The 23,035-nt window shown below is 68.4% G+C and carries 26 protein-coding genes, 2 pseudogenes and 1 riboswitch; of the genes and pseudogenes, 17 read left to right on the top strand and 11 right to left on the bottom strand.

The genetic code is table 11. The features are described from left to right. Positions 1-52: 52 nt before the first annotated feature. Positions 53-844, bottom strand: a pseudogene (locus tag A5648_RS12460) (MBL fold metallo-hydrolase); the annotation flags it as partial. 82 nt (positions 845-926) lie between these two features. Here A5648_RS12460 and A5648_RS12455 point away from each other — a divergent pair. Continuing rightward, positions 927-1,646: an NUDIX hydrolase gene (locus tag A5648_RS12455; protein WP_065024836.1), complete on the top strand. Its 720-nt coding sequence runs from the start codon at positions 927-929 to the stop codon at positions 1,644-1,646. Positions 1,647-1,682: 36 nt separating this feature from the next. Beyond that, positions 1,683-2,054: pseudogene (locus A5648_RS24640) on the top strand (DUF4267 domain-containing protein); the annotation flags it as partial. Positions 2,055-2,083: 29 nt separating this feature from the next. Here the strand turns inward: A5648_RS24640 and A5648_RS12450 are convergent. Further along, positions 2,084-2,884: a DUF1906 domain-containing protein gene (locus A5648_RS12450; protein ID WP_065024835.1), complete on the bottom strand. Its 801-nt coding sequence runs from the start codon at positions 2,882-2,884 to the stop codon at positions 2,084-2,086. Between the two features lie 76 nt (positions 2,885-2,960). On the opposite strand from A5648_RS12450, the gene A5648_RS12445 reads away from it, so the two are divergent. The 9 genes from A5648_RS12445 (at position 2,961) to A5648_RS12405 (ending at position 10,774) form a co-directional block, all read left to right on the top strand. Beyond that, positions 2,961-3,818 carry a carotenoid biosynthesis protein gene (locus A5648_RS12445; RefSeq protein ID WP_234787409.1) on the top strand — a complete coding sequence of 286 codons (858 nt, stop codon included), beginning with the start codon at positions 2,961-2,963 and terminating at the stop codon, positions 3,816-3,818. 72 nt (positions 3,819-3,890) lie between these two features. Then, positions 3,891-4,838: an acyl-CoA thioesterase gene (locus tag A5648_RS12440; protein ID WP_065024833.1), complete on the top strand. Its 948-nt coding sequence runs from the start codon at positions 3,891-3,893 to the stop codon at positions 4,836-4,838. Next, positions 4,835-5,452: a VOC family protein gene (locus tag A5648_RS12435; RefSeq protein WP_065024832.1), complete on the top strand. Its 618-nt coding sequence runs from the start codon at positions 4,835-4,837 to the stop codon at positions 5,450-5,452. Before A5648_RS12440 ends, A5648_RS12435 begins: the two co-directional genes overlap by 4 nt. Continuing rightward, positions 5,449-6,891 (top strand): aldehyde dehydrogenase family protein, encoded by a 1,443-nt coding sequence (locus tag A5648_RS12430; protein WP_065024831.1) that lies wholly within the window; start codon positions 5,449-5,451, stop codon positions 6,889-6,891. The genes A5648_RS12435 and A5648_RS12430 overlap by 4 nt, the downstream gene beginning before the upstream one ends. A gap of 28 nt (positions 6,892-6,919) precedes the next feature. Next, positions 6,920-7,735: an SDR family NAD(P)-dependent oxidoreductase gene (locus A5648_RS12425; RefSeq protein WP_065024830.1), complete on the top strand. Its 816-nt coding sequence runs from the start codon at positions 6,920-6,922 to the stop codon at positions 7,733-7,735. A 27-nt stretch (positions 7,736-7,762) separates the two neighbouring features. Beyond that, complete coding sequence (locus A5648_RS12420; protein WP_065024829.1) at positions 7,763-8,680, top strand: LLM class F420-dependent oxidoreductase; 918 nt, start codon at positions 7,763-7,765, stop codon at positions 8,678-8,680. 30 nt (positions 8,681-8,710) lie between these two features. Then, positions 8,711-9,307 (top strand): HD family phosphohydrolase, encoded by a 597-nt coding sequence (locus A5648_RS12415; protein WP_065024828.1) that lies wholly within the window; start codon positions 8,711-8,713, stop codon positions 9,305-9,307. A 106-nt stretch (positions 9,308-9,413) separates the two neighbouring features. Beyond that, on the top strand, positions 9,414-10,109 hold the full coding sequence (locus A5648_RS12410) for a DUF1906 domain-containing protein (protein WP_109470784.1): 696 nt from the start codon (positions 9,414-9,416) through the stop codon (positions 10,107-10,109). 2 nt (positions 10,110-10,111) lie between these two features. After that, entirely contained in the window at positions 10,112-10,774 is a 663-nt protein-coding gene (locus A5648_RS12405; protein ID WP_065024826.1) for a hypothetical protein, read from the top strand. A gap of 55 nt (positions 10,775-10,829) precedes the next feature. Here A5648_RS12405 and A5648_RS12400 read toward each other — a convergent pair whose 3' ends face one another. From A5648_RS12400 to A5648_RS12385, 4 genes are all read right to left on the bottom strand, one after another. Continuing rightward, on the bottom strand, positions 10,830-12,032 hold the full coding sequence (locus A5648_RS12400; RefSeq protein ID WP_234787408.1) for a PPE family protein: 1,203 nt from the start codon (positions 12,030-12,032) through the stop codon (positions 10,830-10,832). Between the two features lie 11 nt (positions 12,033-12,043). After that, positions 12,044-12,343 carry a PE family protein gene (locus A5648_RS12395; RefSeq protein ID WP_065024854.1) on the bottom strand — a complete coding sequence of 100 codons (300 nt, stop codon included), beginning with the start codon at positions 12,341-12,343 and terminating at the stop codon, positions 12,044-12,046. A 281-nt stretch (positions 12,344-12,624) separates the two neighbouring features. Further along, positions 12,625-12,797: riboswitch (M-box (ykoK) riboswitch) on the bottom strand. Between the two features lie 266 nt (positions 12,798-13,063). Continuing rightward, complete coding sequence (locus A5648_RS12390; protein WP_065024825.1) at positions 13,064-13,675, bottom strand: TetR family transcriptional regulator; 612 nt, start codon at positions 13,673-13,675, stop codon at positions 13,064-13,066. Beyond that, on the bottom strand, positions 13,656-14,504 hold the full coding sequence (locus tag A5648_RS12385) for an SDR family NAD(P)-dependent oxidoreductase (RefSeq protein ID WP_065024824.1): 849 nt from the start codon (positions 14,502-14,504) through the stop codon (positions 13,656-13,658). Before A5648_RS12385 ends, A5648_RS12390 begins: the two co-directional genes overlap by 20 nt. Before the next feature lie 113 nt (positions 14,505-14,617). Between A5648_RS12385 and A5648_RS12380 the strand changes: the two genes are divergently transcribed. Continuing rightward, positions 14,618-15,469, top strand: coding sequence for an LLM class F420-dependent oxidoreductase (locus tag A5648_RS12380; protein WP_065024823.1), 852 nt, complete (start codon positions 14,618-14,620; stop codon positions 15,467-15,469). 11 nt (positions 15,470-15,480) lie between these two features. Continuing rightward, a complete protein-coding gene (locus A5648_RS12375) occupies positions 15,481-16,017 on the top strand; it encodes a nuclear transport factor 2 family protein (RefSeq protein ID WP_065024822.1) in 537 nt (178 codons plus the stop codon). Here A5648_RS12375 and A5648_RS12370 read toward each other — a convergent pair. Further along, complete coding sequence (locus A5648_RS12370; RefSeq protein ID WP_065024821.1) at positions 15,953-16,819, bottom strand: alpha/beta fold hydrolase; 867 nt, start codon at positions 16,817-16,819, stop codon at positions 15,953-15,955. The two genes, A5648_RS12375 and A5648_RS12370, sit on opposite strands and share 65 nt — an antisense overlap. After that, on the bottom strand, positions 16,816-17,310 hold the full coding sequence (locus tag A5648_RS12365; protein ID WP_065024820.1) for a hypothetical protein: 495 nt from the start codon (positions 17,308-17,310) through the stop codon (positions 16,816-16,818). The genes A5648_RS12370 and A5648_RS12365 overlap by 4 nt, the downstream gene beginning before the upstream one ends. Positions 17,311-17,366: 56 nt before the next feature. Here A5648_RS12365 and A5648_RS12360 point away from each other — a divergent pair, with 56 nt between their 5' ends. Next, positions 17,367-17,945, top strand: a complete 579-nt coding sequence (locus A5648_RS12360) for a TetR family transcriptional regulator (protein ID WP_065024819.1) — start codon at positions 17,367-17,369, stop codon at positions 17,943-17,945. Positions 17,946-17,999: 54 nt separating this feature from the next. Here A5648_RS12360 and A5648_RS12355 read toward each other — a convergent pair whose 3' ends face one another. After that, complete coding sequence (locus A5648_RS12355; RefSeq protein WP_065024818.1) at positions 18,000-19,028, bottom strand: fused (3R)-hydroxyacyl-ACP dehydratase subunits HadA/HadB; 1,029 nt, start codon at positions 19,026-19,028, stop codon at positions 18,000-18,002. A gap of 81 nt (positions 19,029-19,109) precedes the next feature. Beyond that, a complete protein-coding gene (locus A5648_RS12350) occupies positions 19,110-19,547 on the bottom strand; it encodes a hypothetical protein (protein ID WP_065024817.1) in 438 nt (145 codons plus the stop codon). A 28-nt stretch (positions 19,548-19,575) separates the two neighbouring features. On the opposite strand from A5648_RS12350, the gene A5648_RS12345 reads away from it, so the two are divergent. After that, positions 19,576-20,319, top strand: coding sequence for an SCO6745 family protein (locus A5648_RS12345; RefSeq protein ID WP_065024816.1), 744 nt, complete (start codon positions 19,576-19,578; stop codon positions 20,317-20,319). A gap of 10 nt (positions 20,320-20,329) precedes the next feature. Here the strand turns inward: A5648_RS12345 and A5648_RS12340 are convergent, their stop codons facing one another. Then, a complete protein-coding gene (locus A5648_RS12340) occupies positions 20,330-21,220 on the bottom strand; it encodes an IclR family transcriptional regulator (protein ID WP_065024815.1) in 891 nt (296 codons plus the stop codon). A 60-nt stretch (positions 21,221-21,280) separates the two neighbouring features. Here A5648_RS12340 and A5648_RS12335 point away from each other — a divergent pair, with 60 nt between their 5' ends. Continuing rightward, entirely contained in the window at positions 21,281-22,231 is a 951-nt protein-coding gene (locus A5648_RS12335; RefSeq protein ID WP_065024853.1) for an SDR family NAD(P)-dependent oxidoreductase, read from the top strand. After that, positions 22,228-23,031, top strand: coding sequence for an acetoacetate decarboxylase family protein (locus A5648_RS12330; protein WP_065024814.1), 804 nt, complete (start codon positions 22,228-22,230; stop codon positions 23,029-23,031). Before A5648_RS12335 ends, A5648_RS12330 begins: the two co-directional genes overlap by 4 nt. Positions 23,032-23,035 lie beyond the last annotated feature (4 nt).

The following is a 23,035-nucleotide window of genomic DNA, read 5'->3' as shown; positions in this document are numbered from 1 at the left end:
CTCACCCTTGCATTCTTCTTGTCGATCGGCGCCTGATCGAGCCGTCCACCGCTCAGTAATCCCAGACGGCTGGTACGCAGCGGAAGGCGTTGCCGGCGACGGCCACCCGGCACACCGATGGGAACGGCAGGTGGGTGGCCACCAGCGACTCGCGGGTCGACGCCAGCTCCTGCAGAAGACGAACCCGGACCCGAGCCGCTTCCTCGGGGTCGTGTTCGAACCCGTTGTGCCATCCCGGATTCTCGAACCCGACCTGGAAGATGGCGTCCCCGGCAAACGTGAGGCGGTCGCCTCCCGTGGCCAGGCGGACCACGCTGTGCCCGGGTGTGTGGCCGCCGGTGCGGCAGACCAGCACTCCCGGCGCGACCTCGTACTCCGTCTCGAACGGACGCAGCCGGTCGCGGTATTCGTCCAAGAACCGCGTGGCGATCGACCGGAGCGCAACGGGCACCGGCGCCGGCATCTGGGTACCGGAGAAGTCCGGCGCCTCCCAGAACTCCGCCTCGGCGGCGGCTAGATGAATCCGCAGATCCGGGCGCAGGCGCGCCTTCAGCCCGTCGGTGAGCAATCCACCCACGTGGTCCATGTGCAGGTGGGTCAGCACCACATCGGTCACCGCCGAGGGATCGATGCCGGCGGCCTCTAGCCGCTGGACGGTCTGCCCCGCCCGCGGGAAGTCCGGAAACTCCACGCCCAGACCGGCGTCGACGAGGATGGTTCGGTCGCCGGTGCGCACCACGACCACGTTGAGCGGCCAGTTGATCACCTCCGGCGGCAGGAACATGTCGTCCAGCCAGCGCGTCAGGTCCGCGGCGTCGACGTTGGTGGCCATCGTCGCCGCGGTGAGCTGTTGCGATCCGGGTCGAGAATCACCTGTCCAGGTGATCGGGCGCGCCCTGGAAAGTGCGTAGTCCTATGGTCAAGCGGTGACAATCAGCTACGACCAGGCGCTGCAGGAGCAGATCCGGACCCATCTGGGTGGGCACCACCGCCGAACCGTGACCGACCCGACCAAGCGGCACGCGGCCGTCGCGGTGGTGATCGTGGACTCCGACATCGGCGAGGACCGGGTTGATCCCGCGCCGGTGGACGACTGGATCGCCGGTCGGCCTCTGCCGGAGGCCGGCCTCGACGGCCGCATGATCGATGTCTCCGGCGGTGCGGCTTTCTTCCTGTGCCGCAGGGCGTCTCGGCTCAATTCGCACGCCGCTCAGTGGGCGCTGCCCGGTGGCCGGCTCGATCCCGGCGAGACCGCGGTCGATGCCGCGCTGCGCGAGCTGGACGAGGAGCTCGGCATCAGTTTGCCCGACTCGGCCGTGCTGGGCCTGCTCGACGACTACCCGACACGGTCGGGATACGTCATCACGCCGGTGGTGATCTGGGGCGGTGGACGCCTGGAGCCTCGGCCCGCGCCCGACGAGGTGGTGGCGGCCTACCGGGTGGGACTGCACCAACTGCAGCGCGACGATTCGCCGCGGTTCATCGACATTCCGGAGAGCTCACGCCCGGTCGTGCAGATTCCGTTGGGCAATGACCTGATCCACGCGCCGACCGGGGCCGTGCTGCTGCAGTTGCGGTGGCTGTGCCTGGAGGGCCGATCCGACCGGGTCGACGAGTTGGAACAGCCGGTGTTCGCCTGGAAGTAGGTCCGGGCGCCGGCGACCGGACCTAGGCTGCGGTGCATGATCAAAGACCGCGCTGCGCTTGCTGCCGGCGCCATACGGCTGGCCTCGGGTCTGTCCTTCCTCGCCGACCCGCTTCGGTCGAACCGGTGGTGGGGGGAGCCGGATGACCCGGGCCCGTCCGCGCGACTGTTGCTTCGTTCCATGGGTTACCGCGACGCCCTGATCGGAGGGCTGCTGCTGACCGCGGCGTTGCGGGGCCGAAACACCCGGGGTTGGTTTTTGGCATCCGGTGGCGCCGATGCGGCCGACCTGCTGGGCGGGATGAGCGTGCATGGCGATCTCAAGCGCGGACAGCAGATCATCGGCCTCGGTGGAGCGGTTGTCGGCATCGGGGTGGGGCTGTGGGGCGCCACGCGTCGCGATCGCAGCGCCGCGTCGTGCTCTGTGCGGCCACTACCTCACGGATGCAGGTTCCACTGTCCGCAGTCCTGGGCCAACACGTCGTTGACGTCGACCTCGATCCCGCCGACGATCGGGCCAGGCGTCGACGCGGTGCTCACGATGCGCTGGAAAAGAACCGCGCCGGGAAATATCTGCCCGCGAGACCAGGATCGGGTCTGCCAGGCCCAGCGGTGTCCGGGGGTGCGCGAGTTGCCGATCACCCCGTCGGCGGCGGCCCACTGGCAGACGTTGACGCCGCCGTAGACGCCGGTGCGCTGCACCCCGATCACCGAATTGATACCGCGAAACCACTGTAGCGCAACGTTGTTCCAGGTATCGCGATTGATGTCGTCGTCGACGCTGAAGAAGATCGGCGCGCTGCGCCCGCCGCCGGCCGCGGTGTGCAGATTCCAGGCGGTCTGCGCGTCGGCGACGCCGCCGGCGTAGCCGCGGGTGAAGTCCGACGGCGCCGTCCCACCGGGCTTGCCGTACTGGTAGTTGCTGACGATCACCAGTCCCGCGGCGGTCAAGGACTCGGCGTAGGGGCGGGTGATGGGTTTGGCGCCGAAGTTCGATCCAGGACGTGACGTCGACACGTAGTTGATCACCCCGGCATGGCCGGCGGCGCGGATGTCCTGCGCGGGAATCTGGCGCATCGCGTAGTCGATCAGCGTGGGCGCGGCGGCCGAGGCGGTCGGCGTGCCGGAGACCGCGGATGCCGCGCCTACCCCGGCGAGCGCCGCAGCGGAGGCGTACCGCAGTGCGTCGCGCCGGGAGACCGGGCGCGACGCGCGACGGGTCACCGGGTAGTTCTGCATCGCCCGATGTTAACAATGTGGCTGCTGTTACCGGTGTTGCCCACGCCGAGGCATCCTCCGCAGATACCATGCGCCCGTGTCGATACGTACTCGATGGCAGGTGCTGGCCGGCTGGTCTCTGGTCGCGATCTGGTTGGCGGCGACCATAACAGCGGCATTGAACATCGGATCACCGAGACAGGCTGTGGCCGAAGCCGTTTACGGTGCCGCGCTGGCAGCGTTCGTGGTGCTGCATACCCTGATGCTCTACCGGCCCGCCGGAGCACTTGGCTACCTCGCGCTTGCCGCGGTCGTGGCGTTCGGCTTCGAGGCCTGCAGTGTGGCGACCGGTTTCCCGTTCGGCTCCTACGTTCATCACTTCGAAGGCCCCCGCGCGCTCGGGGTGCCCTTCACGGTGGTGTTCGGCTGGGTGGTGCTGGCCTGGGTGGCGTGGGTCCTGGCCCGGGTGATCGTCGGCGACAACCGCGACCGCCGGGTGTTCGTGCTCGTGACGCCCGTCGTGGCCACCCTCATCCTCGGCGGATATGACCTGGTGATCGATCCGATCGCGGCCTACGCTCGCGGCTTGTACTCCTACGGGTCGCCCAGCGGTGCCCTCGGCGTCCCGCTGAGCAACTATTTCGGGTGGTTGTTCACCGGATGGGTGCTGTTCCAGGTGTTTTCGTTGGTGGAAGGACGCTGGCGCCGTGACCCCCGCTTCTCCACGCGATCGACGCTGTTGATGCCGGCCGTCATCTGGTTCGGACTCGCATTGCAGGTCAACCTCGAGATGCTCCGCGTGGGTGATGGGACCGCGACGCTGCAGGGCGGCAGGGTCGTTCCGCTGTCCGACATCTATGCGACCTGTTCCGCGACGGCGTGGTTCACGATGGGCCTGGTCGTGGCGATCAGCGTCGCGCGGCTGTTTCCGGCGACAACGGCGAACCGCCCTTGACATAAGTCAAGCGGTTGACTTAACTCAGGTGACGCCGCCGGTTCCCGGGTCGGCGATCCGTCGAGGAGGCCCATGTCGTCGCCGCCTGAGGCCACCGCCCAAGCCGAATTCAGCGGTCCCCTCCGCGGGTCGGGTAGCCCGCTGGAACTGGGCATCCTGCGCGCCCTCGATGAGCTGCAACAGGTGCTCACGCTGGAGGCGCTCGACGACGGCCGATTCCGCGCGCTCAGCGAGGCCGCCCGGTTCGGCCGGATCTTCGGCGGACAACTCGTCGCGCAGGCGATGTGCGCGGCCGCGGCCACCGTCACCGGCCTGAGTCCGCATTCGATTCACGCGTCGTTCCTGCGGCCCGGTGACTCGAGCGCACCGCTGGACATCATCGTCGAGCGCACCCGCGACGGACGCTCGATGTCGGTGCGCCACGTCGTCGTCGAGCAAGGCGGTCAGGCCCTGGTGACGGCGACGGTGTCCTTCGACAATCCGGAGGGCGCCGATGTCCTCACCGCGGTGGAGCCGACGGCCACACCGGAATCGCTGCCGTTGCTGCAGCATTGGGCGCAGCGTGCCCCGGCAGGGCTGGCCGCCCCGGGAAGTACCTGGATCGACACGCCGCCTCCGCTGGAGATGCGCATCGGCGAAGCGCCGATCTTCCTCGGCGGCGCACAGGCACCCGGGCAGCGCGTCCACTGGATGCGCCTGCCGCGCAAGGTCACCGGCGGCCACCAGGAGCATGCGGCGTTGCTGGGCTACGCCAGCGACTATCTGCTGGTGGATATGGCCTTGCGCTCGCACCCGCACTCGGTCAGCTACGCCACCCACCGAGGGCTGACCCTCGACCACACCCTTTGGCTGCACCGTCCGGTGCAATTCGACCAGTGGCATTCCTACACCCAGCAGACGGTCGCCGTCGGCGGGCATCGCGCCCTGGTGCAGGGCACCATCGTCGACGCCGCGGGCCGGCACGTGGCCAGCACCGCTCAGGAAGTCCTGGTCCGGCCGATCACCAGGCGCGCGACGTGACCGCCGCCGCTCATCCGCTGTTCGAAGAGCGTTGGCCCGAAGGTGAATTCCGGTTGTTCCAACTGGGCTTCGTGGTGCCCGACCTGATGCGTGCCGCGGCCCGCTGGGTGCAGGTCTTCGGCGTCGGCCCGTTTCACATCATGCCGCGCGTGCAGAGCACCTGCCGCTACCGTGGCGCCGACGCCGGCATCGACGTCCACATCGGCGTCGTACAGGCCGGGCCCGTACAGATCGAGCTGATCCAGGACTTCACCCGGGGCAATTCGGTATTCGCCGAGATGGCGAAGCTACACGGCGACAACCCGTTCGGCTTCCACCAGGTCTCCAGCCTGACCCGCGACTACGACGCGAAGCTCGCCCACTACCTCGACCAGGGCTACGAACTGAGCTGTGAGCTGACCAATGTCGGGCAGCGCGTGGCCTTCATCAATACATTCGCCGATTTCGGATTCTTCACCGAGATCGTCGAAGACAAGCCGAGTTTCCGAACCCACGTCGCCAAGATCGCTCGCACCTGCGAAACCTGGGACGGCACCGACCCAATCCGAATCCTCACCCGCGACGGCTACCGCGTTCCCGACGAACGGGGCACAGGAAAGGACGAACACCAGTGAGCAGCACCATCGAAACCGACCCGGTGACCGCAACCGGCGGGATAATCCCGGTCTTCAACCCGTCAACCGAGGAGCAGATCGCCGAGGTCGCCGACTCCGACCAGGCCGCCGTCGACGCGGCGGTGGCCCGGGCACGGGAAAGCTTCGAATCAGGGGTGTGGCGCAAGCTGCCCGCCGCGCGCCGCGCCGAGATCATGTTCCGCGCCGCTGAAATCATCAAAGAGCGCACCGCCGAACTCGCCGAGATCGAGTCCCGCGACAACGGGATGACCGCGATGGGGGCCAGCCAGATCATCAAGGTCTCCCAGGAGATGTTGACCTACTACGCCGGTTGGGTCGGCAAAATTCACGGCGAGTCGGCCAACCTGGTCTCTGACGGGTTGCTCGGCCACTTCGAGGAGTACCACACCTTCACCCAGCTCGAGCCGGTCGGTGTCGTCGGTCTGATCATCCCGTGGAACGGGCCGTTCTTCGTCGCGATGCTCAAGGTGGCGCCGGCGTTGGCGGCGGGCTGCAGCTGTGTGCTCAAGCCCGCCGAGGAGACCCCGCTGACCGCGTTGAAGCTCGAAGAGATCTTCCGCGAGGCCGGCCTGCCCGACGGCGTGCTGAACGTGGTGACCGGATACGGCGAGACCACCGGTGCGGCACTGACCGCACACCCGGACGTCGACAAGATCTCGTTCACCGGGTCCACCGAGGTGGGGCGGCTGATCGTCAAGGCGGCCGCCGGCAACCTCAAGCGCCTCACCCTGGAACTCGGCGGCAAGTCGCCGCTGATCATGTTCGACGACGCCAATCTCGACAAGGCCATCATGATGGCCGGCATGGGGCTGCTGGCCGGCTCGGGCCAAAACTGTTCCTGCACTTCGCGGATCTACGTCCAGCGCGGAATCTACGACCAGGTCGTCGACGGCCTGGCCAACTTCGCTCAGATGCTGCCGATGGGCGGCAGCGACGACCCCAACTCGGTGCTGGGCCCGCTGATCAGTGAGAAGCAGCGCCAACGCGTGGCAGGCATCGTCAACGACGGGGTGGCCGCCGGCGCGCAGGTGATCACCGGCGGCAAGCCGATGGATCGGCGCGGCTACTTCTACGAGGCGACGATCATCACCAACACCACGCCCGACATGCGGCTGATCCGCGAGGAGATCTTCGGCCCGGTGGGATCGGTGATCCCCTTCGACGAGGAGGACGAGGCGATCGCCGCCGCCAACGACACCGAGTACGGCCTGGCTGGCGCCATCTGGACCGAGAACCTCAGTCGCGCCCACCGCGTCGCGAACCAGCTTCGCGGCGGCCAGATCTGGGTGAACTCCGCCCTGGCCGCCGACCCCTCCATGCCGATCTGCGGGCACAAGCAATCCGGTTGGGGCGGCGAGCGCGGCCGCAAGGGCCTGGAGGCCTACTTCAACACCAAGTCGGTCTACATCAGCCTCTGACCGCGTCGACACTGCCCGGAGGTGGCTGGTGGTACTGCGCAAAGACGCGTCGGCCTTAGACGGTCGGGTAGCGGTCGTCACCGGAGGCGGCAACGGGATCGGCCGCGGCATCGCCGAGTCCTTCGCGGAATTCGGTGCCCGAGTGGTGATCTGGGAGCGCGACCCGCAGGCCGCGGAGAGCACGGCTGCCGTGGTCGGAGGTCTGGCCTGTGCGATCGATGTCCGCGATCCCGTCCAGGTCGATGCGGCGTTGGCCAGAACCGTTGCCGAGGTAGGGCTGCCGACGGTTCTGGTCAACAACGCCGGCGGGGTGTTCGCCTCGCCGTTGCTGGAAACCGCGCCGAAGGGGTGGGACACCCTGATCCGCTCTAATCTGACCCAGGTCCTGCTCTGCACGCAGCGCGTCGCGCAGGCCCTGGTGCAACACGGTGCGTCGGGCAGCATCATCAACATCGCCAGCATCGAGGGCACCCGCGCCGCACCCGGTTACGCGGCTTACGCGGCGGCGAAAGCGGGCGTCGTCAACTTCACCAAGACCGCGGCGCTGGAGTTGGCGCCGCACGGCATCCGAGTCAACTGCCTGGCCCCAGACCTCACGCTCACCGAAGGGATCGCGCGCGTCGGCTCGGCGGAGATGCTGGCCAACGCCGACCACATGATCCCGATGGGCCGGACCGGCCATGTCGACGAGATGGCCGGCGCCGCCGTGTTTCTGGCCGGCGAGCTCAGTTCGTATGTGACCGGCCAGACGCTGCACGTCGACGGCGGCACACACGCCGCGGGCGGGTGGTATCACCATCCGGACAGCGGCGACTACATCCTCGGGCCGCCGCCCACCAGCTAGCTACCGTTCAGAGCCGAAGGGACCCGTATGCGGTTCGCGTTCACCTACCCGATCATCACGCATCCCTGCGACCCGCAACTGGTGTCCCCGCACGGGGTGACCGCGGTGGCGAAGGCCGCTGAAGCCGCCGGTTTCGACGCCATGGGTTTCACCGACCACCCGGCGCCGACGCAGCGCTGGCTCGATGCCGGCGGCCACGACAGCCTGGACCCGTTCGTGGCCATGGGGTTCGCGGCGGCACACACCCGAACGCTGCGATTCATCCCGAACGTCGTCGTGCTTCCCTACCGGAACCCGTTCGTGGTGGCGAAGTCCGGGGCCACGCTGGATCTGTTGTCCGGCGGCAGGTTCACCCTGGCCGTCGGTGTCGGCTACCTCAAGGGTGAATTCGCGGCGTTAGGTGTGGATTTCGATGAGCGCACCGCACTGGTCGAAGAGAGTCTGGACGTCATCCGAGCCATCTGGACCGGGGACGACGTGTCATTTGAGGGCAGGCACTTTTCTGCCCGAGGAATCACCGCGCACCCGCGTCCGACGAGTTGCCCGCCGATCTGGATCGGCGGCAACACCGGCAAGGCCCGGCAACGGGCCGCCACCCGCGGTGACGGATGGGCACCGTTCGCGGCGCCGGCGGGCCTTGCCGGCACCGCCCGGACTGCCGCCATGGATTCCCTCGACGCCCTGGCCGCGGGGATCGAGGATTTGCGGCGGCGCTGCGATCAGGCGAACCGGGATTGGTCGGCGATCGACATCTGCTTTTCCAATCTGGCCGGGGGCCGCCTCGGCTACGACGACTTCGACGCGAGCGCCTATCTGGACGGTCTGGGGCGCCTCGCCGATGTGGGGGTCACCTGGGTACAGGTCGCCGTTCCCGGCGACAGCCTCACCCGCGCAATCGAGGCGATCGAGCAATTCGGCGAATCGGTGATCACGAAGGCCCGGTAAGAAATGCTCCAACGGCATTAGTGTGGGAGCGTGGCTGTGCCGCAGATCATCCGCAATGTGCCGCTGGCCGAGCAGATCCTCGAGTCACACCGCCACCGGGCCCACGGTGACGACATCGGTTGGGACGCCTACAAAGCCCACGTCTACCGGATCTTCAATTTCGCCCGCGCGCTGACACCGGAGAGTCCCGACCGCGACGAGAAGCTCGCGATCGCCGCGGCATTTCACGACCTGGCCGCATTCGACACGATCGACTACCTGGTGCCCTCAATCGAGGCCCAAGACGCCTGGCTGCAGAAGACCGGCCGCCAGGCGTGGTCGAACGAGTTGGCGCTCATCATCGCCCAGCATCATCGGCTGGCCGGATACGGTTCCTCCCGCCCGTACGCGCCGCTGGTCGAGGCGATTCGCCGGGCCGACCTCGTCGACGTGAGCCAGGGCCTGATCAGGTTCGGCCTGCCGCGCTCCTACGTCAGCGAGGTGCGCGGCACCTTCGACGCCGGCGTCTTCTTCAAGCGGGTGATCCCCTCGGGCGTGGTGCGGGCGGCCCGCCGATTGCAGCAGCCCGGGTTCTTGCGTCCCGGCAACGCCCTGGTGCGCTCGGGCCACGCCGGACAAGATCGCTGACGACGGTTACCCTTCCCCTGTGAGGCGATCGGTTTCCCGGCGCGAAGTCCTGCGGTATACCGCGCTGCTCGGGCCGGCACTGGCCGTCCCCGGCGCCCTCGGGGCAATGATCGGCAACCCGGCAGCGGCGGCCGAAGGTGTGCAGCTCATCGACTTCGCCGACCGGCTGGTTCAGCCCGAGCAGATCAAAGCGGCCGGCTTCGCCGGGGCCCTGGTCTATGTTTCGGAGCTGCGGCCGGGCGCCACGTTCGATTTCAAGCCGGTCACCCGCGACTATGCAGACCGGCTCCGGGCCGCCGGCCTGCAGGTCGTCAGCTGCTACCAGTACGGCAAACCCGGATGGGAGAACTCCCCGTCGGACTTCACCCGCGGTCACGACGGGGGAGTGGCCGACGCCCGCACCGCGCTCCGGCTGCACAACGCCGCCGGAGGCCCCGACTCAGCGCCGATCTTCTTCAGTGTCGACGAAGATATCAATGCCGAGGTGTGGAAAAGGCAAGCGGTGCAGTGGTTTCGCGGCATCAACTCGGTGTTGGGCGCGGCGCGCACCGGGATCTACGGCGGCGCCCGCCAGCTCGGGTGGGCGATCGCCGACGGTGTCATCGGGCACTCGACCAGCCCGGGCCACCGGTGGGCATGGCAGACCAAGGCGTGGTCGGGCGGTGATCGCGAACCGGCGGCCGTGCTCTTCCAGCGAGAAGTCGTCACCGCAACCGATCCGGGCTTCATGATCGACGACATCCACGTCGACGTGGATGACGTCCTGGCGCCCGACTTCGGCCAGTGGGATCTGGTTCGCTGATCATGAGTGACAAGCCGTGGGACGTCGCCCGGGTGGCGCGCTGGTCCGGCACCATCGGATTCGTCCTTCCCGCGCTCACGCTGGTGGTGTATCCGATCTGGTCGTTCCCGGGCACCCAGACGCTGGCCACCGAGGTGACGCAGTGGGCCGTGGTTCACCACGATCGACTCGTCGTGACGATGCTGCTCAATACGATCGGCGTGACGATCTGGCTGGTGTTCGGCGCGGCGGTGTGGACGTATCTGCGCGACCGCCTTCCGGTGCGGTCGATGCTGCCGCTGTGTTTTGCCGCCGGTTTCGTCGGCTGCGTGACCCTGCTGCTGAGCGGCTTCACCGCCTTCGACCTGCTGCTCTATCGGCAGCAGCACAGCCCGGAGGTAGCGGGACTGCTCTACGACCTGACCTTTGGGTTGCTGGCCATGTCGGGAATGCCCACCGTGGTGGCGCTGGGGGCATTCGCCGTCGCGGTGTATACCCACCGGGTGCTGCCGCGGTACACCGCCCACCTCGCGCTGGCCGCCGCCGTGGTGCATCCGCTGCTCCTGCTGGCGTTCATCGTCGACGACGGACCGCTGTCGCTGGAGGGTTTTTCGATCACCGGGATGCCGGGGTTGTTCTTCGCCTGGATTCTCGGAACGGCGCTGGCGATGCCGCGCAGGCCATAGTGACCAAGGCGGCCATATCGCCCCCGCCGCGGCACGCCAACCCGCACCGATGTAGCTACCCGACCACGACCGGACGCGGCATCACGGTGGGTTTGACGCCATAGCGCGGCGTGCCGAGCCCGAAGCTGCCGCTACGCCCGCCACCGGGCATCGGCGGCGGCATGGCGGTCATCGCCCTGCTCTCCGGGGCGACCGTCCAGCCACTGCCCGTTCCGGCCGTCGGCGCAGCTGCCGGGACGGCTGTCGCCCAGTTCGGTGGCGCGGACAAGGACCCGACCAGGGTTGCTCTGCCCACTCCGGCCGACACCGTCGAGCCTGCGCCGCCGACCGCAGCTCCGGCAGCGCGGCCGGCGGCCTCGGTTGACGCCAATGTCATACCTGGCGCGGAGCTGAGCCCGCCACCAGTAAGGGCGGCTGTGCCGCCCTCCATCCCGCGGGCCAAAAACCCGAGCGTGGCCAGACCCGCGAAGCCCTCGAGGTTCCCGCCCGGGTCGAAGATCCCGGTTGCGGCGATCGTGTTCCACAGCTGCGCATTGATATTCAGGCCCGAGCCGTCGTCATGGCCCCAGGTTCCGTCGAAGAGGCCGTCGAAGAACTTCGTCCAATGCCAATCCGGGTCCGTCGGCCTCGTGCCCTCGGCCGGCGACGCCATGCTGCGCAGTGCGCCGGGCACCTGGTCGTGCGCACCGGTGTCGGCGGGCAGGGCGCCCGAACTGCCCTGCTCTTCCGGACTGGTGGTCTCCGGCGCTACCGCGAACGGAATCAATTGGGTGGCGGTGGCTGAAGCGGCGGCGTAGCTGTACATCGCGACGGCGTCCTGCGCCCACATCTGCGCGTAGCGGGCTTCGGTCGCCGCGATCGCCGGCGTGTTCTGCCCCAGAGCGTTGGTCTTGACCAATGCCGCCAACATCACCCGATTGTCCGCGATGGCCGGCGGCGGCACCGTCATGGCGTAGGCCGACGCGTAGGCGTCGGCGGCGGCGTAGGCCTGCGCCGCGGTCTGCTCTGCCTGTTCGGCGGTGACGCTCATCCAGCTGATGTACGGCTCAGCGGCCGCAGTCATCGCCGACGCCGACGGACCCCACCAGCCTTGGCTGACCAGACTCGCTACCGCCCATTCGAAAGATATCGTCGCAGAACGCAATTCCGTGGCCAGTAGGTTCCAGGCGCCGGCGGCGGACAGCATCGGCCCGGCGCCGGGACCGGCGTACATGCGGGCGGAATTGATTTCCGGGGGAACTGCTCCGTAATCCATCATCAGAACGCCTTTCACCAGATCGAGATGACGTTGGCAGCGTCGGTCGCTGCATAGGACTGCGCGCTGCGCTGCAGCGTGGTCACGAATAGTTCGTGCACCACTGCGGCCCGCTTGCTGATCGCCTGGTACGTCTGTGCATGTCGGGCGAACTGCGCGGCGGTCAGGGCAGAGACCTCGTCGGCGGCCGCCGGGACCACCCCGGTCGTCGGGCCGGCGGCGGCCGTGCTCTGCGCGGTCACCGCGTCGCCGATACCGCGCAGATCGGCCGCTGTCGCGGTCAGTTCGTCGGGAAGTGCGGACACAAAAGACATCAAAACTCCTTTAAGAATCGCGAATTACACTGCTGGGTGATGAAATTCGCGCGCGGAAGACGCGCTCAGGCCGGTGGGCGGACAGCGCGGGTAGGGGACGGGGCCAACCGATTCAGGAAGCGAAGGCGGCGCCGCGAACGGGTTCGAACGAAGTGATCGTCGAACTCGGATAAGGACTATCGCTCGGACTCAATGTCGCTCTCACCTCCTCACGGCCAGGGCACACGGGGATGCCGGCACGGCATGCACATCAGGGAGAGCCGGGCCGACAGAACAGTCGGCCGGCACCCCTCTCGTCAGAGTTTCAGCACTGCACGGCGTATCCGGCCAGAATCCGGAAGCCACTTGGGCTCAACCCTTAAGCCGGGAGGAGCTGTCCTGACCCTGGGCGTCTCTCGACGTTGGAGGTCAGTGGCCTGTATCCGTACAGACGCCTCGCCTAACGAGGTGCGTTCGCCGCCATGGTGGCAGCAACGGTGGGCGGAGTCAACCCGACCGGCGTGCCGCTCCTATTGCACCGGCGCAATAGCGACGTGGAAACCGACTGGAAACCAGCGCATTTCGCAGGGAAACGTCACGCGAGCCCGAAGCGGACGTCGGGTCGACGCAGTGATAGTCGAAATACGCTGTCTCTCAATCACATTCATCAGAGGCGATCCGCTTGCTAGAGGCGCGCCGTTGAGTCAGCGTAGAACTCGCTGTGCGCGGCGTGGCAATGCGCTATGCGTCGGTAACGGGCAGCCGGGTGTCCCGCCAGGGCGCCAACAGCAGCTCGCATGCGCGGCGCATGTCGGCCTCAGCCTGCGCGGGTGTGGTCTCGCCCATCACCGCCCACGACAGGATGCCGTAGGCGCACTGCTCGACCAGCAGTCCGAGCTGGGTGTCCTCCGCCGTCGGCTCAGTGATCCCGGCAACGGACACGATGGTGCTGCGCAGGTTGAAGTCGCCGCTGGCGGCGGACTCCGCCCGCCGGGCGTTGACCGAGGTGATCATCGCCCGGGCCAGCAGCGGCCGGGCCAGCATGCTGCGGCAGACGCCGACCATGAGTTCGGTGACATCGGCGGCCGGACACCTCGTGGGCGGCCCAGGTGGTTTGACGGCGCGGGTGTAGTGCAGCAGCAGTGCCGAGAACAGATGATGCTTCGTCGGGTAGTAGCGGTAGACCGTGGTGATCGACACCGCCGATTGGTCCGCCACGTCCTGCATCCGGACGCCTTCCAGCCCGTCGCGGGCACCGAGCAGGGCAGCGGTGGCGAGGATCCGATCGCAGCGCTGGCGCTGCGCGGGGGTCCGGGGGGTTGCCGGCTCGCGGTCACTCGGGGGCCGGGGCATCGGTGCCTCGCGCCGCAGACGGCGTGCCGCGCAGCAGCTTCTGCATCATCCGGTGGGAAGCGAGGACGGCTTCGGCCCGATCCGATCCGGCGTGCAGTGCCGGGTTGTCGGCGTGGGCGGCGACGACCTGCACGGGTCCGTGGGGGAGTTGCATGAGACCTTCGCGGGCCACGTCCGCGGGATCGGACACCCGCATCCCGGGAATGTCGAAGTTCAGTCCGACCCGCTGCATGGCCGGGGTCTTGGTGACGCCGAGCACGAGTTCGAGAACGTGCACGTTGTACTGACGCAGTTCCAGCCACAGGCCCTCGGCATAGATCCGGGTGAACGCTTTCACGCCGCCGTACACGGTGTGCCGCGCCGAGCCCAGATAACCGGTGAGCGAGCCGATCAGCAGTACGCCGCCGCGGCGCCGAGCGCGCATCGGGCCGGCGAAGTGATGGATCAGCGCCAGCGGGGTCGTCACGTTCAGATCGATCACCTGGTGGAAGGCTGCCAGGTCGCCGTCGAGGAACTCCGCGCTGTGGGTGTTGGCGCCCGCGTTGTAGATCAGCAGCCCGACCTCGAGATCCGTTGTGGCCGCAATGATCTGCGCGACGCTGTCGGCCCGCGACAGATCCAGGGCCAGTTCGCGGACGTCCACGTCGAGCTCCCGGCAGCGATCAGCGGTGTCGCGCAGCGGTGCCGGCTTGCGCGCGATCAGGACCAGGTTGATCCCCGCACGGGCGAGCAACAGGGCGAACTCCGCACCGACGCCTTCGGAGCCTCCTGCGATCACTGCCCAGGGCCCGTACTGCGGCTCCCAAGCCGGGTGGTCACCGCTGGACAACAGCTGCCTCCATAACTAAAATTCACTTTAGTTTATCCCCGAGGTTACCCCAGCCACGCGGCGCAAGGAAAGTGCATGAAACGAGTGCGGTACGACGCCCCGCGGACCCATTGATGCGCGTCGGCCTCTTCACACCGGTCGTCATCCAGGTCCCCGGCACGGCGTCCGACTGGGAAGCCGGCGGCAGCATCGAGGATGTCGCCGAGATAGCCGCTGCCGCCGATGAACTGGGGTTCGCCCATCTCACCTGCTCCGAGCACGTCGCCGTACCGGTCGAAGTGGCCGCCGTCCGCGGCGCAACCTATTGGGACCCGTTGGCCACCTTGGCTTTTCTGGCCGCGCGAACCTCGCGGATTCGGCTGGTGACGTCGGTGGTGGTGCTGGGCTACCACCATCCCCTGGAGATAGCCAAGCGCTACGGGACCCTGGATCGGATCAGCGGCGGCCGGCTCACCCTCGGCGTCGGGGTCGGTTCGCTGCGCGAGGAGTTCGACCTGCTCGGCTGCGAGTGGGAGGATCGCGGCGCCCGCGCCGACGACGCGATGCGAGCCCTGCGGGCATCCTTGTCGAACAGTCGGCCCTCCTATGACGGGCCCTACTACCGGTATGACGCGATGATCGTGGAACCCTGCGCGCTGCAACCACGAGTGCCGATCTGGGTGGGGGGACGCACGCGCCGGTCCCTTCGGCGCGCCGTGGAATTGGGTGACGGCTGGACGCCGTTCGGCCTCGCACCGGCCGAGATCGCGAAACTGCTTGGCTCCGTGGCACTCCCCGACGATTTCACCGTCGTGCTGGCGACACCACCGCTGGACCCGATCGGCGCCCCGCAGCAGGCCACCGAGCAGATCGGCCGCCTTGCCGAAGCCGGGGCCACCGATGTCAGCTGTGCGATCTCCGCACGATCCCCCGCGCACTTTCGTGAGCAGCTGGCGGCTCTTGCGCAGCTCACCAACCTCGCGTGAACGGAGCGCCCATGAATGAGCAACGGCTGGCCGACCTGGAGCGCCGGCTACAGCGGATCGAGGACGAACGCGCGATCGAGCGGTTGATCGCCTCCTACGGTCCACTGGTCGATACCGGCGATGCCGAATGCGCCGCCGCCCTGTGGGCTGATGACGGGGTGTACGACGTCGAGGACTGGCTCATGCAGGGCCGCGACGACATCGCGGCGATGGTGCGCTCGTCGGGACATCAGGATCTGATCAACCGCGGCTGCGTGCATTTCCTCGGGCCCGCCGTGGTCACCGTGCACGGCGACGACGCGGTCGCGGTGTGCGCGTCGACGCTGTTGGTCAAACGGGAGACCGGCTACCAGGTGGCGCGCGGGGGCGCCAACTACTTCCACCTCAGACGGGAAGCCGAGACCGGACGGTGGCAGATCGTCACACGGATCACTCGCCGCCTGGACGGCAGCGCCGAGAGCCGCGCCCTATTGGTGGATGGAGTCAGGGGACGGATTCGAGAAACTCCCGAACCAGGCGGACGAACTCGTCGGGCCGGTCGTAGCTGACGATGTGCCCGGCACCGGCGATGGTGGCCAGCTGCGAATGAGGGCTGGCGGCATGAGCTTTCGCCAGTTCAGCGGCGCCGACCAGCGGATCGTCGGCGCCGCGCACCCACAGCGTCGGCATCGACAGACGCGGCAGCTCGGGTAGGAGATTGAGCCGCATCGAGGTCGGGCCGTAGGCCTGGATCTGCCAGTCGTCCAGCGCCTTCTCGCCGTGCCAGTGCTTGGCACGGGCCTCATCCACCGCGGCGGCGACGATGACGTTGAAGTCCGGAGTGCGCTCTGCCGCAGACAGATTGGCGATCATGGACCGGCGGATGGCGGCGGGAGAGCGGGCCAGGTACCAGGAGCCCGCGCGCAGTAGGCCGGGTGTGCGCATGACCAGCCAGGTCAAGAACTGCGCCGGGCGTTTGGCATCGAGTCCGCCGGGCCCGACCGCGACCAGGGCGCTCACCCGCTCGGGGTGCGCCAGGGCGAAGCCGGTGGCGATACCGGCGCCCAGCGACAGCCCGATGAACGCCGCCCGCGGCAGTTCCAGCGTGTCGAGCAGTTCGGCGAGGAAGCGGCGAAAGAAGGCGTCGTCGAGCACACCGTGCCACGGCCTGCTGGCCCCATGGCGGGGCAGATCGATCACGTGCACCCGGAAATCGGCCGCCAGCGCCGGCGCGACCCGGCGCCATACCCCCTGCGCGGTGTCGAGCATCGCCCCGTGCAGCAGCAGCAGCGGCAACCCGGTATCGCCGCCGCGGTAGCACCGCACCGGGCCGCCGGCGACGGTGAGGTCGGTGTAGTTGTCGAAGATCACGGGCGGCCCCGCAGAGTCGCGGTGCGTCGCAACATCCGCACGTACACCGACCACGAGCGGCGCGGCCCGCGACAGCCCAGGTTCGCCGCCGCCTTGTCCAGGGCGTCCTCGACGAGCGCGTCATGCAGCCAGCGCCAGACCAAGGGCCAGCTCAGCCGGGTCCAGCCCACGGTGTTCGCGACGAGGCGGTGACGCAGCTCGTAACCGGCGGCCACCGCCCGGGCTTCCCACTCGTGATAGCCGTCCAGCCCGGCGGGCCGGCGGAAGGCGAACCGAATCCGCCGGGCCGGCTGGTATGCGCTGACGTCATAGCGGATCGGTCCGTGCCCGCCCGTCGCACCGACCGCCAAGGGCCGGTCCAGTCGTATCGCCGGCCAGTTCTCCCGGGGCCACAGGCGATCGTCGTCGCCGGCGAGGCTGTCTATCAAAGCGCCCACCCGGTCGAGGCTATCGACGGTGAACACCCGACTGTGCACATTGTCGACTCGCATCCCACACTCCAATCTAGAGAAGATTCGCTAATTGATTAGAGAGTACTCTCTACTTCATGCCTATGCCAGAGAAGTTCGCCGCGGACGACTTCGTCGACGCGGCCATCCGGCTGATCCTGGCGGGCGGGCCGGGGGCGGCCACTGCGACCGCGGTCGCCCACGCGGTCGGCGCGCCCAGCGGGTCGGTGTATCACCGGTTTCCGACGCGGCGTGACCTGCTGGCCGAGGCCTGGCTGACGCCGGTGCGCCGCTTCCACGACGACTTCCTGCCGGTGCTCGCCGCCGACGGCGACCCGGTGGGGATCGGCGTCGCCGCCGCGCGCCACGTGCTGCGCTGGAGCGCCGACCACCGGGAAGCCGCCGCCCTGCTGGCTCGCTACAGCCGCTCCGATTTCGTCAGCGCCGACTGCTCGGCCGCGGTCGTGGCAGACGCCGACGCGCTGGACCGGCGCGCGGCCGAAGCGCTCGACGGCTTCCTGGCCCGGTTCCCGGCGGGCGATCGCGACCGGGTGCTGTTGGCCGTCATCGACGCGCCGTTGGCCTTGGTACGTCGCAGTTTGGCGGCCGGCGGCCCCGATGCCGATACCGCGGCGTTGGCCGCCGATGTCGCCCGCAGGCTGCTCGCCGGCGACTAGCGGCGGCCGGTCCCGGCAGCTGTCGGGTTCACGCCGATCGGATAGCTCAGGCGCTCAGCGGAACCGGACGTGCAACGTCGCCAGGCCGAAGATCTTCTTCTCCGCCGTTTTCGCGCCGACCAGGATGACCCCGCTGCGGGTCTCCGGATCCAGCGACTTGATCTTGCCGCTGAACTCGATGTCGGCGCCCTCTTTGGCCGACACCACCGCCGGCGCCGACAGTCGCACCGCATACCGGGTGACCGCCCCCGGGTCACCGGTCCAGGCGGAGGCGAAGCCCGCGCCCAGGCCCATGGTGAGCATGCCGTGGGCGATCACGTCGGGCAGACCGGCCAGCTTGGCGATCTCCTCGTCCCAGTGGATCGGGTTGGCGTCACCGGCCACGCCGGCGTAGTTCACCAGGTCGCCCCGGGACAGCCGGGTGTGCCGCACCGGCAGCACGTCGCCGACCTTCACCTCGTCGAAGGACGGTGTCGCCGGGGTCCGGGAAACGCCGCCCTCGGACAGCGGGGCCGCGTCCCCGGGCCGCAGCGTCTTCTCGTAGGCGGCATCGGATTCACCGATGCCGAGGATGTTGACGTCATGCATCATCGCGTTGTGCACGGCCGACTTGACGTCCGGGCCGATGTCCTCAGCGGTCACCCCGACGACGGTGGTGTGCAGCGTGTGCACCCGCTCGCCGGCGCTGTCGGTGAAGGTGTTGGTGACGGTGATCAGGTCGCGGCCGGCGATCCGGCGCACCGAGGTCAGCTCGACGTCGATCTTCAGCTCGTCGCCGGCGACGATCGGCCGGTGCTGCTCGAAGACCTCTTCGGTCTGCATGTAGGTGTCGTAGCCGACGACCACCGACTCGAACATCTCGCGGTTGCAGCTCATGCCCGGGGTCGAGGTGAAGGTCAGCGGCGCCACCACGTCCGAGTAGCCCAGCTCCGCCGCCGCGGCGACGTCCCAGTGCGACGGGTGGTAGTCCTGCACCGCTCGGGCGTACTCGCGTACCTTCTCCCGGCCGACCAGGTAGGTGCCGTCCATCTGGTAGTAGTGGCCAACCCGGGCTTCCATCGGCGATGCGTCTGCTGCGGTCATGGATGTGCTCAACCGTTCTGTCGGCTTGTTTGCTGGACCCGACCAGAGCACCCTAGCGCGCCCACCCGGTGCCGGCGGAGGTCAGGCGAGGATGGCAGCAAGGCTGCGCCAACGGCGGTGTCGGTGGGCGAACATCAACCGGATGAACAGGCGAGTAGCCAATCCTTTGACGCCGGCATCGGTTTCGATCTCATCGGTGTAGCGGCAGCGATGCTCATCGACGGGGGTGAAGGTGAGGCGATGGTTCCAGGTATGCACCGGACCGCCGTGCTCGTTGGTGTAGATCATCAGATCGTCGCGCTCTTTGATCTCGAGGTGGTGGGTCCACGCCGGGATCACACCGAACCACCACAGCCGCGCCGACGCGCGGGTTCCCACCTCGAGGAGGTCAGGGGCGGCCAGTGCCGGCAATTTCAGGACCGGCGCGAGAACGAATTGCATCAATTCGGGTTTGCGTGCCAACGCAGCGGCGTGCTCCGCTGAAAGCGGTAGCTCGGTATGCAAGACAACTGTGCTCATTTTGTGTCAGCCTAGCCAGGTGAGCGATATGGAGACGTCGGCCGCTGCCACCGGTGCGGCGATGGAGCAGGCCGTCGCGGTGTTCATGCTGCATCCGGAAACCTTCGCCGACAGCATCGCCGCCGGCTATCAGAATCCACTCGCCGGTTATGTCGCCGGACGCGGTGGCGTGCTGGGCGAGGCCGCCGGCGCCACCGTCGGTGCGGTGTTCGCAGTGTTCGAACCGACTGCACTGAGCGCGATGTGGGACGAGGGTGTCGCGGTGCGCGGCGCTGCCGGTGCGGCCCAACAGTATTGGGCCCAGACGGCCGAGTTCGGGCGCAAGTATTTCGCCGGCGCCCAGGGGCTGGATCGGATCGCCGAACTGGGGGAGAAGGTCATCGCCGCGACCCCTATCGCGGGGCTGCCGCTGTTCGCCGGCTGGCGGGCGATGCCGCTGGCCGACGATGCCACAGGCCGGGCGCTGCAGGTGATGTTCATCCTGCGGGAGCTGCGGGCCGGCGTGCATTTCAATGCGCTCGTCATCTCCGGCATCTCCCCGATCGAGGCGCACATGCTCAACAAGGGGCCGCAGTACGCCGCGATGTTCGGCTGGCCCGAGCCGTTCGCCGACGGTGCCGGCAAGAAGGACCGCTACGACCAGATCGAACAGGCGACCAACCGGCGCATGGCGGAGCTGTTCGCGGCCGCCCTGACCGCGGGAGAAGCCGAGGAGCTGGCCCGGTTGAGCACCGACGCGCTGGCGTCGATGCAGTCCGCCGTTCCGGGCTGACCTAACCGCATTAATCCGGCGGTTCGTCGGCCAGGGCGGCGCTGAGCCGGCGGGTCGCCGCTTGCAGCTGCGTCCCCAGTCGGGTGACCGCCGCGCCGCTCAGTGGGTCGGCGCTGGGAACCAGACTCAACATCAGGGCGACCCGGGATCCCGGCCCCAGGATGGGGGAGTCGATGTGGCTGACCTTGTAGGTGCGCTCGGGCGCCAGGCTGATCGGGAACCACTCCTCGGTGCGGATCAGTTCCTCGGTCAATTGCTGCGTCAGCTGGCTCAGGCGGGTGGAGCGCACCTCGGCGCTGCGCACGATCAGCGCCAGTTCCTGCAGGCGTAGGTCGGGCAGAATGTGCAGCCCGACCGCGTAGCCGCGTTGTTCGGCGGCGGCCAGCGCCTGGCGGTAGTGGCCTCGCGCGTCCTCGGGAAGGGCGGCCAGCCACTGCTCCCGGGTATCCGGCCCGGACCAGGCGACGATCGACGCCCCGTAGGGCGGGCGGTGCGGGAACTGAGTGCCGATGGGCATCGGGTGACCGCCGCCCTGGGGGCTGCGGACCTGATCGACGACGGTGGAGTGGTCACCGCTGACCGAGAAGGCGACGCAATGCGCGCCGGTGGCCGCCGACAGCTCGGCCATCGCCGAGCGGGCCAGCACCAGGGCCGGATAGCGGCCCGCTGCTTCTCGGCCGAGCCGGACCAGAGCGGGGCCGAGGTGGTAGGTCTTGCGAACCGGGTCTCGCAGCAGCCAGCCGGCCCGCAGCAGTTCGGCCAGCATCGAGTGGCAGCTGGCCTTGTGCACGCCCAACTGGCGCGATATCTCGGCCAGCGTCATGCCCTCATTCCCGAGACCGGTCAGGTGGTCGAACAGGTTCACCACCCGTTCGGTCTGCGGGGAGGGACGCGGCGCCATGGCAGAACCCTAGCGTGGGAGTCGCATAGTGCGACTCCTTGCGGTGGTATGCGCGACCATGTGACGATGGCCACAATGGTCGACCTTCGAGGCAAGACGGCGGTGGTCACCGGCGGAGCCGGTGGGATCGGCCGAGCCCTGGGCAGGCGGTTCGGCCGCGAGGGCATGAAGGTGGTGCTCGCCGATGTGCTCGCCGATCCACTGGACGAGGCGACCCGGGCGCTGCAGGACGAGGGCATTGAGGCCGTCGGGGTGATCGCCGACGTCACCGACTACGACTCGGTCGAAGCACTGGCCAAGGCGGCGCTGGAGCGCTTCGGCGCTGTGCACGTGGTGTGCAACAACGCCGGCACCGGCGCGGTCTCCGAGGGCTACCTGTGGGAGCACGACCTGGCCGATTGGCGGTGGGGAATCGACGTCAACGTGCTCGGCGTGATCCACGGCATCAAGGCTTTCGTGCCGATCCTGCTCGAGGCCGGCGAGGGACACGTGATCAACACCTGCTCGGGCAACGGCGGGTTCGCGCCGATCGCCCGCGGCGCCCTGGGCGGGCCGGCCACCGCCGTCTACCCGATGACCAAGGCGGCGGTGCTGTGCCTGACCGAAAGCCTCTACACCCACCTGGAGATGACCGGGACACGGGTGCGGGCGCATGTCCTGTTCCCGGGTGGCTTTTTGAATACCGGTATCTGGGAGTCGTGGCGGCACCGCCCGCAGCGCTACGCCGCGACCCAGCAGCGCCGCACCCCCGAGACGACCCTGGCCAAGGTGGTGGACCGCTTCGAGGCGGCCGGCGCCCATGTCGAGTTCACCCCGCTCGAGTCAGTCGCCGAGCAGGTGATCGACGGCATTGCGACAGACCGCTTCTGGATGATGGGCCCGCCCACCCCCGCCGATCAGGTCGTGAGCGCCAAGGCCGCGTCGATCCTGGCGCGCAGCGAGCCCGACTACCTGGTCGACGTGCTGAGTCAGCATGCCGACAGCACCTCGGAGAACGGAGGAAAGCGTTGAGTGCCACCGCAGTCCGTTACGGTCCTCGGCCGCCGGAGGAGCGGGTCGACCACGAAATCGACGCCACCAAGGCGCCCATCGCCACCGAGGCGGTGACCATCACCTATCTCACCGATCCGGAGATCGTCGCGGCTGTACTGCCCAAGCCGCTGGCGCCCCCGGCCGAACCGCTGGTGCGAGTGCAGTTGCAGCGGGTCCGAATCGACGGCATGCCGACGTTCACCTCGGCGGTGTTCTCGGTGACTGCCCGGCACGGCGACATGGCCGGCGACTATCCGCTGTTCATGCCGCAGTCCACCGAACAATCGGTCACCGGCGGACGTGAAACGTTCGGCGAGCCCAAAAAGATCGCTCATATCGAGGTGCAACGCGACGGCGATCGCGTCAGCGCCGGTGTGGACCGGCTGGGCCACCAGCTGGTCACCGTCAATGGCCGGGTCACCGGCCCGGCAGAGTTGCCGCCCGACCAGATCAACACCGAGTTCTACTTCAAGTTCCTGCGGGCCCCCGACGGCAACGGCATCACCGACCCGCACCTGGTCTACGGCGAATACCACCGCCACTACGAGGTCCTGGAGGACATCGACGGCACCCTCGAATTGGGGGAGTCGGCGCTGGATCCGGTGGCCGACATCGTGATCCGCGAGATCCGGTCGATCACCTGGTGCCGGCGCCGCACCGTGCAGGTGGGGCGGATCGCCGAGCGGGTGCCGGCCGAATGGCTGCTGCCCTACGTGCACCAGCGCTACGACGATGTGGCCCTGCTGGCCGCCCCGAGGCCCGAGTCGGTGCGGGCATAGGCGC

This window comes from Mycolicibacter sinensis (genome assembly GCF_001673565.1).
Lineage (GTDB): Bacteria > Actinomycetota > Actinomycetes > Mycobacteriales > Mycobacteriaceae > Mycobacterium > Mycobacterium sinense_C.
The sequence above is the reverse complement of the archived record's forward strand: the minus strand, read 5'-3'. Positions and strand labels throughout refer to the sequence as shown.

Excerpts from the sequence above, each read along its gene's own strand:
- A5648_RS12450 (WP_065024835.1), bottom strand. The coding sequence starts at position 2,884 with ATGCAGAACTACCCGGTGACCCGTCGCGCGTCGCGCCCGGTCTCCCGG.
- A5648_RS12440 (WP_065024833.1), top strand. The coding sequence starts at position 3,891 with ATGTCGTCGCCGCCTGAGGCCACCGCCCAAGCCGAATTCAGCGGTCCC.
- A5648_RS12420 (WP_065024829.1), top strand. The coding sequence starts at position 7,763 with ATGCGGTTCGCGTTCACCTACCCGATCATCACGCATCCCTGCGACCCG.
- A5648_RS12410 (WP_109470784.1), top strand. The coding sequence starts at position 9,414 with ATGATCGGCAACCCGGCAGCGGCGGCCGAAGGTGTGCAGCTCATCGAC.
- A5648_RS12405 (WP_065024826.1), top strand. The coding sequence starts at position 10,112 with ATGAGTGACAAGCCGTGGGACGTCGCCCGGGTGGCGCGCTGGTCCGGC.
- A5648_RS12400 (WP_234787408.1), bottom strand. The coding sequence starts at position 12,032 with ATGATGGATTACGGAGCAGTTCCCCCGGAAATCAATTCCGCCCGCATG.
- A5648_RS12395 (WP_065024854.1), bottom strand. The coding sequence starts at position 12,343 with ATGTCTTTTGTGTCCGCACTTCCCGACGAACTGACCGCGACAGCGGCC.
- A5648_RS12390 (WP_065024825.1), bottom strand. The coding sequence starts at position 13,675 with ATGCCCCGGCCCCCGAGTGACCGCGAGCCGGCAACCCCCCGGACCCCC.
- A5648_RS12380 (WP_065024823.1), top strand. The coding sequence starts at position 14,618 with ATGCGCGTCGGCCTCTTCACACCGGTCGTCATCCAGGTCCCCGGCACG.
- A5648_RS12375 (WP_065024822.1), top strand. The coding sequence starts at position 15,481 with ATGAATGAGCAACGGCTGGCCGACCTGGAGCGCCGGCTACAGCGGATC.
- A5648_RS12365 (WP_065024820.1), bottom strand. The coding sequence starts at position 17,310 with ATGCGAGTCGACAATGTGCACAGTCGGGTGTTCACCGTCGATAGCCTC.
- A5648_RS12360 (WP_065024819.1), top strand. The coding sequence starts at position 17,367 with ATGCCTATGCCAGAGAAGTTCGCCGCGGACGACTTCGTCGACGCGGCC.
- A5648_RS12355 (WP_065024818.1), bottom strand. The coding sequence starts at position 19,028 with ATGACCGCAGCAGACGCATCGCCGATGGAAGCCCGGGTTGGCCACTAC.
- A5648_RS12350 (WP_065024817.1), bottom strand. The coding sequence starts at position 19,547 with ATGAGCACAGTTGTCTTGCATACCGAGCTACCGCTTTCAGCGGAGCAC.
- A5648_RS12345 (WP_065024816.1), top strand. The coding sequence starts at position 19,576 with ATGGAGACGTCGGCCGCTGCCACCGGTGCGGCGATGGAGCAGGCCGTC.
- A5648_RS12340 (WP_065024815.1), bottom strand. The coding sequence starts at position 21,220 with ATGGCGCCGCGTCCCTCCCCGCAGACCGAACGGGTGGTGAACCTGTTC.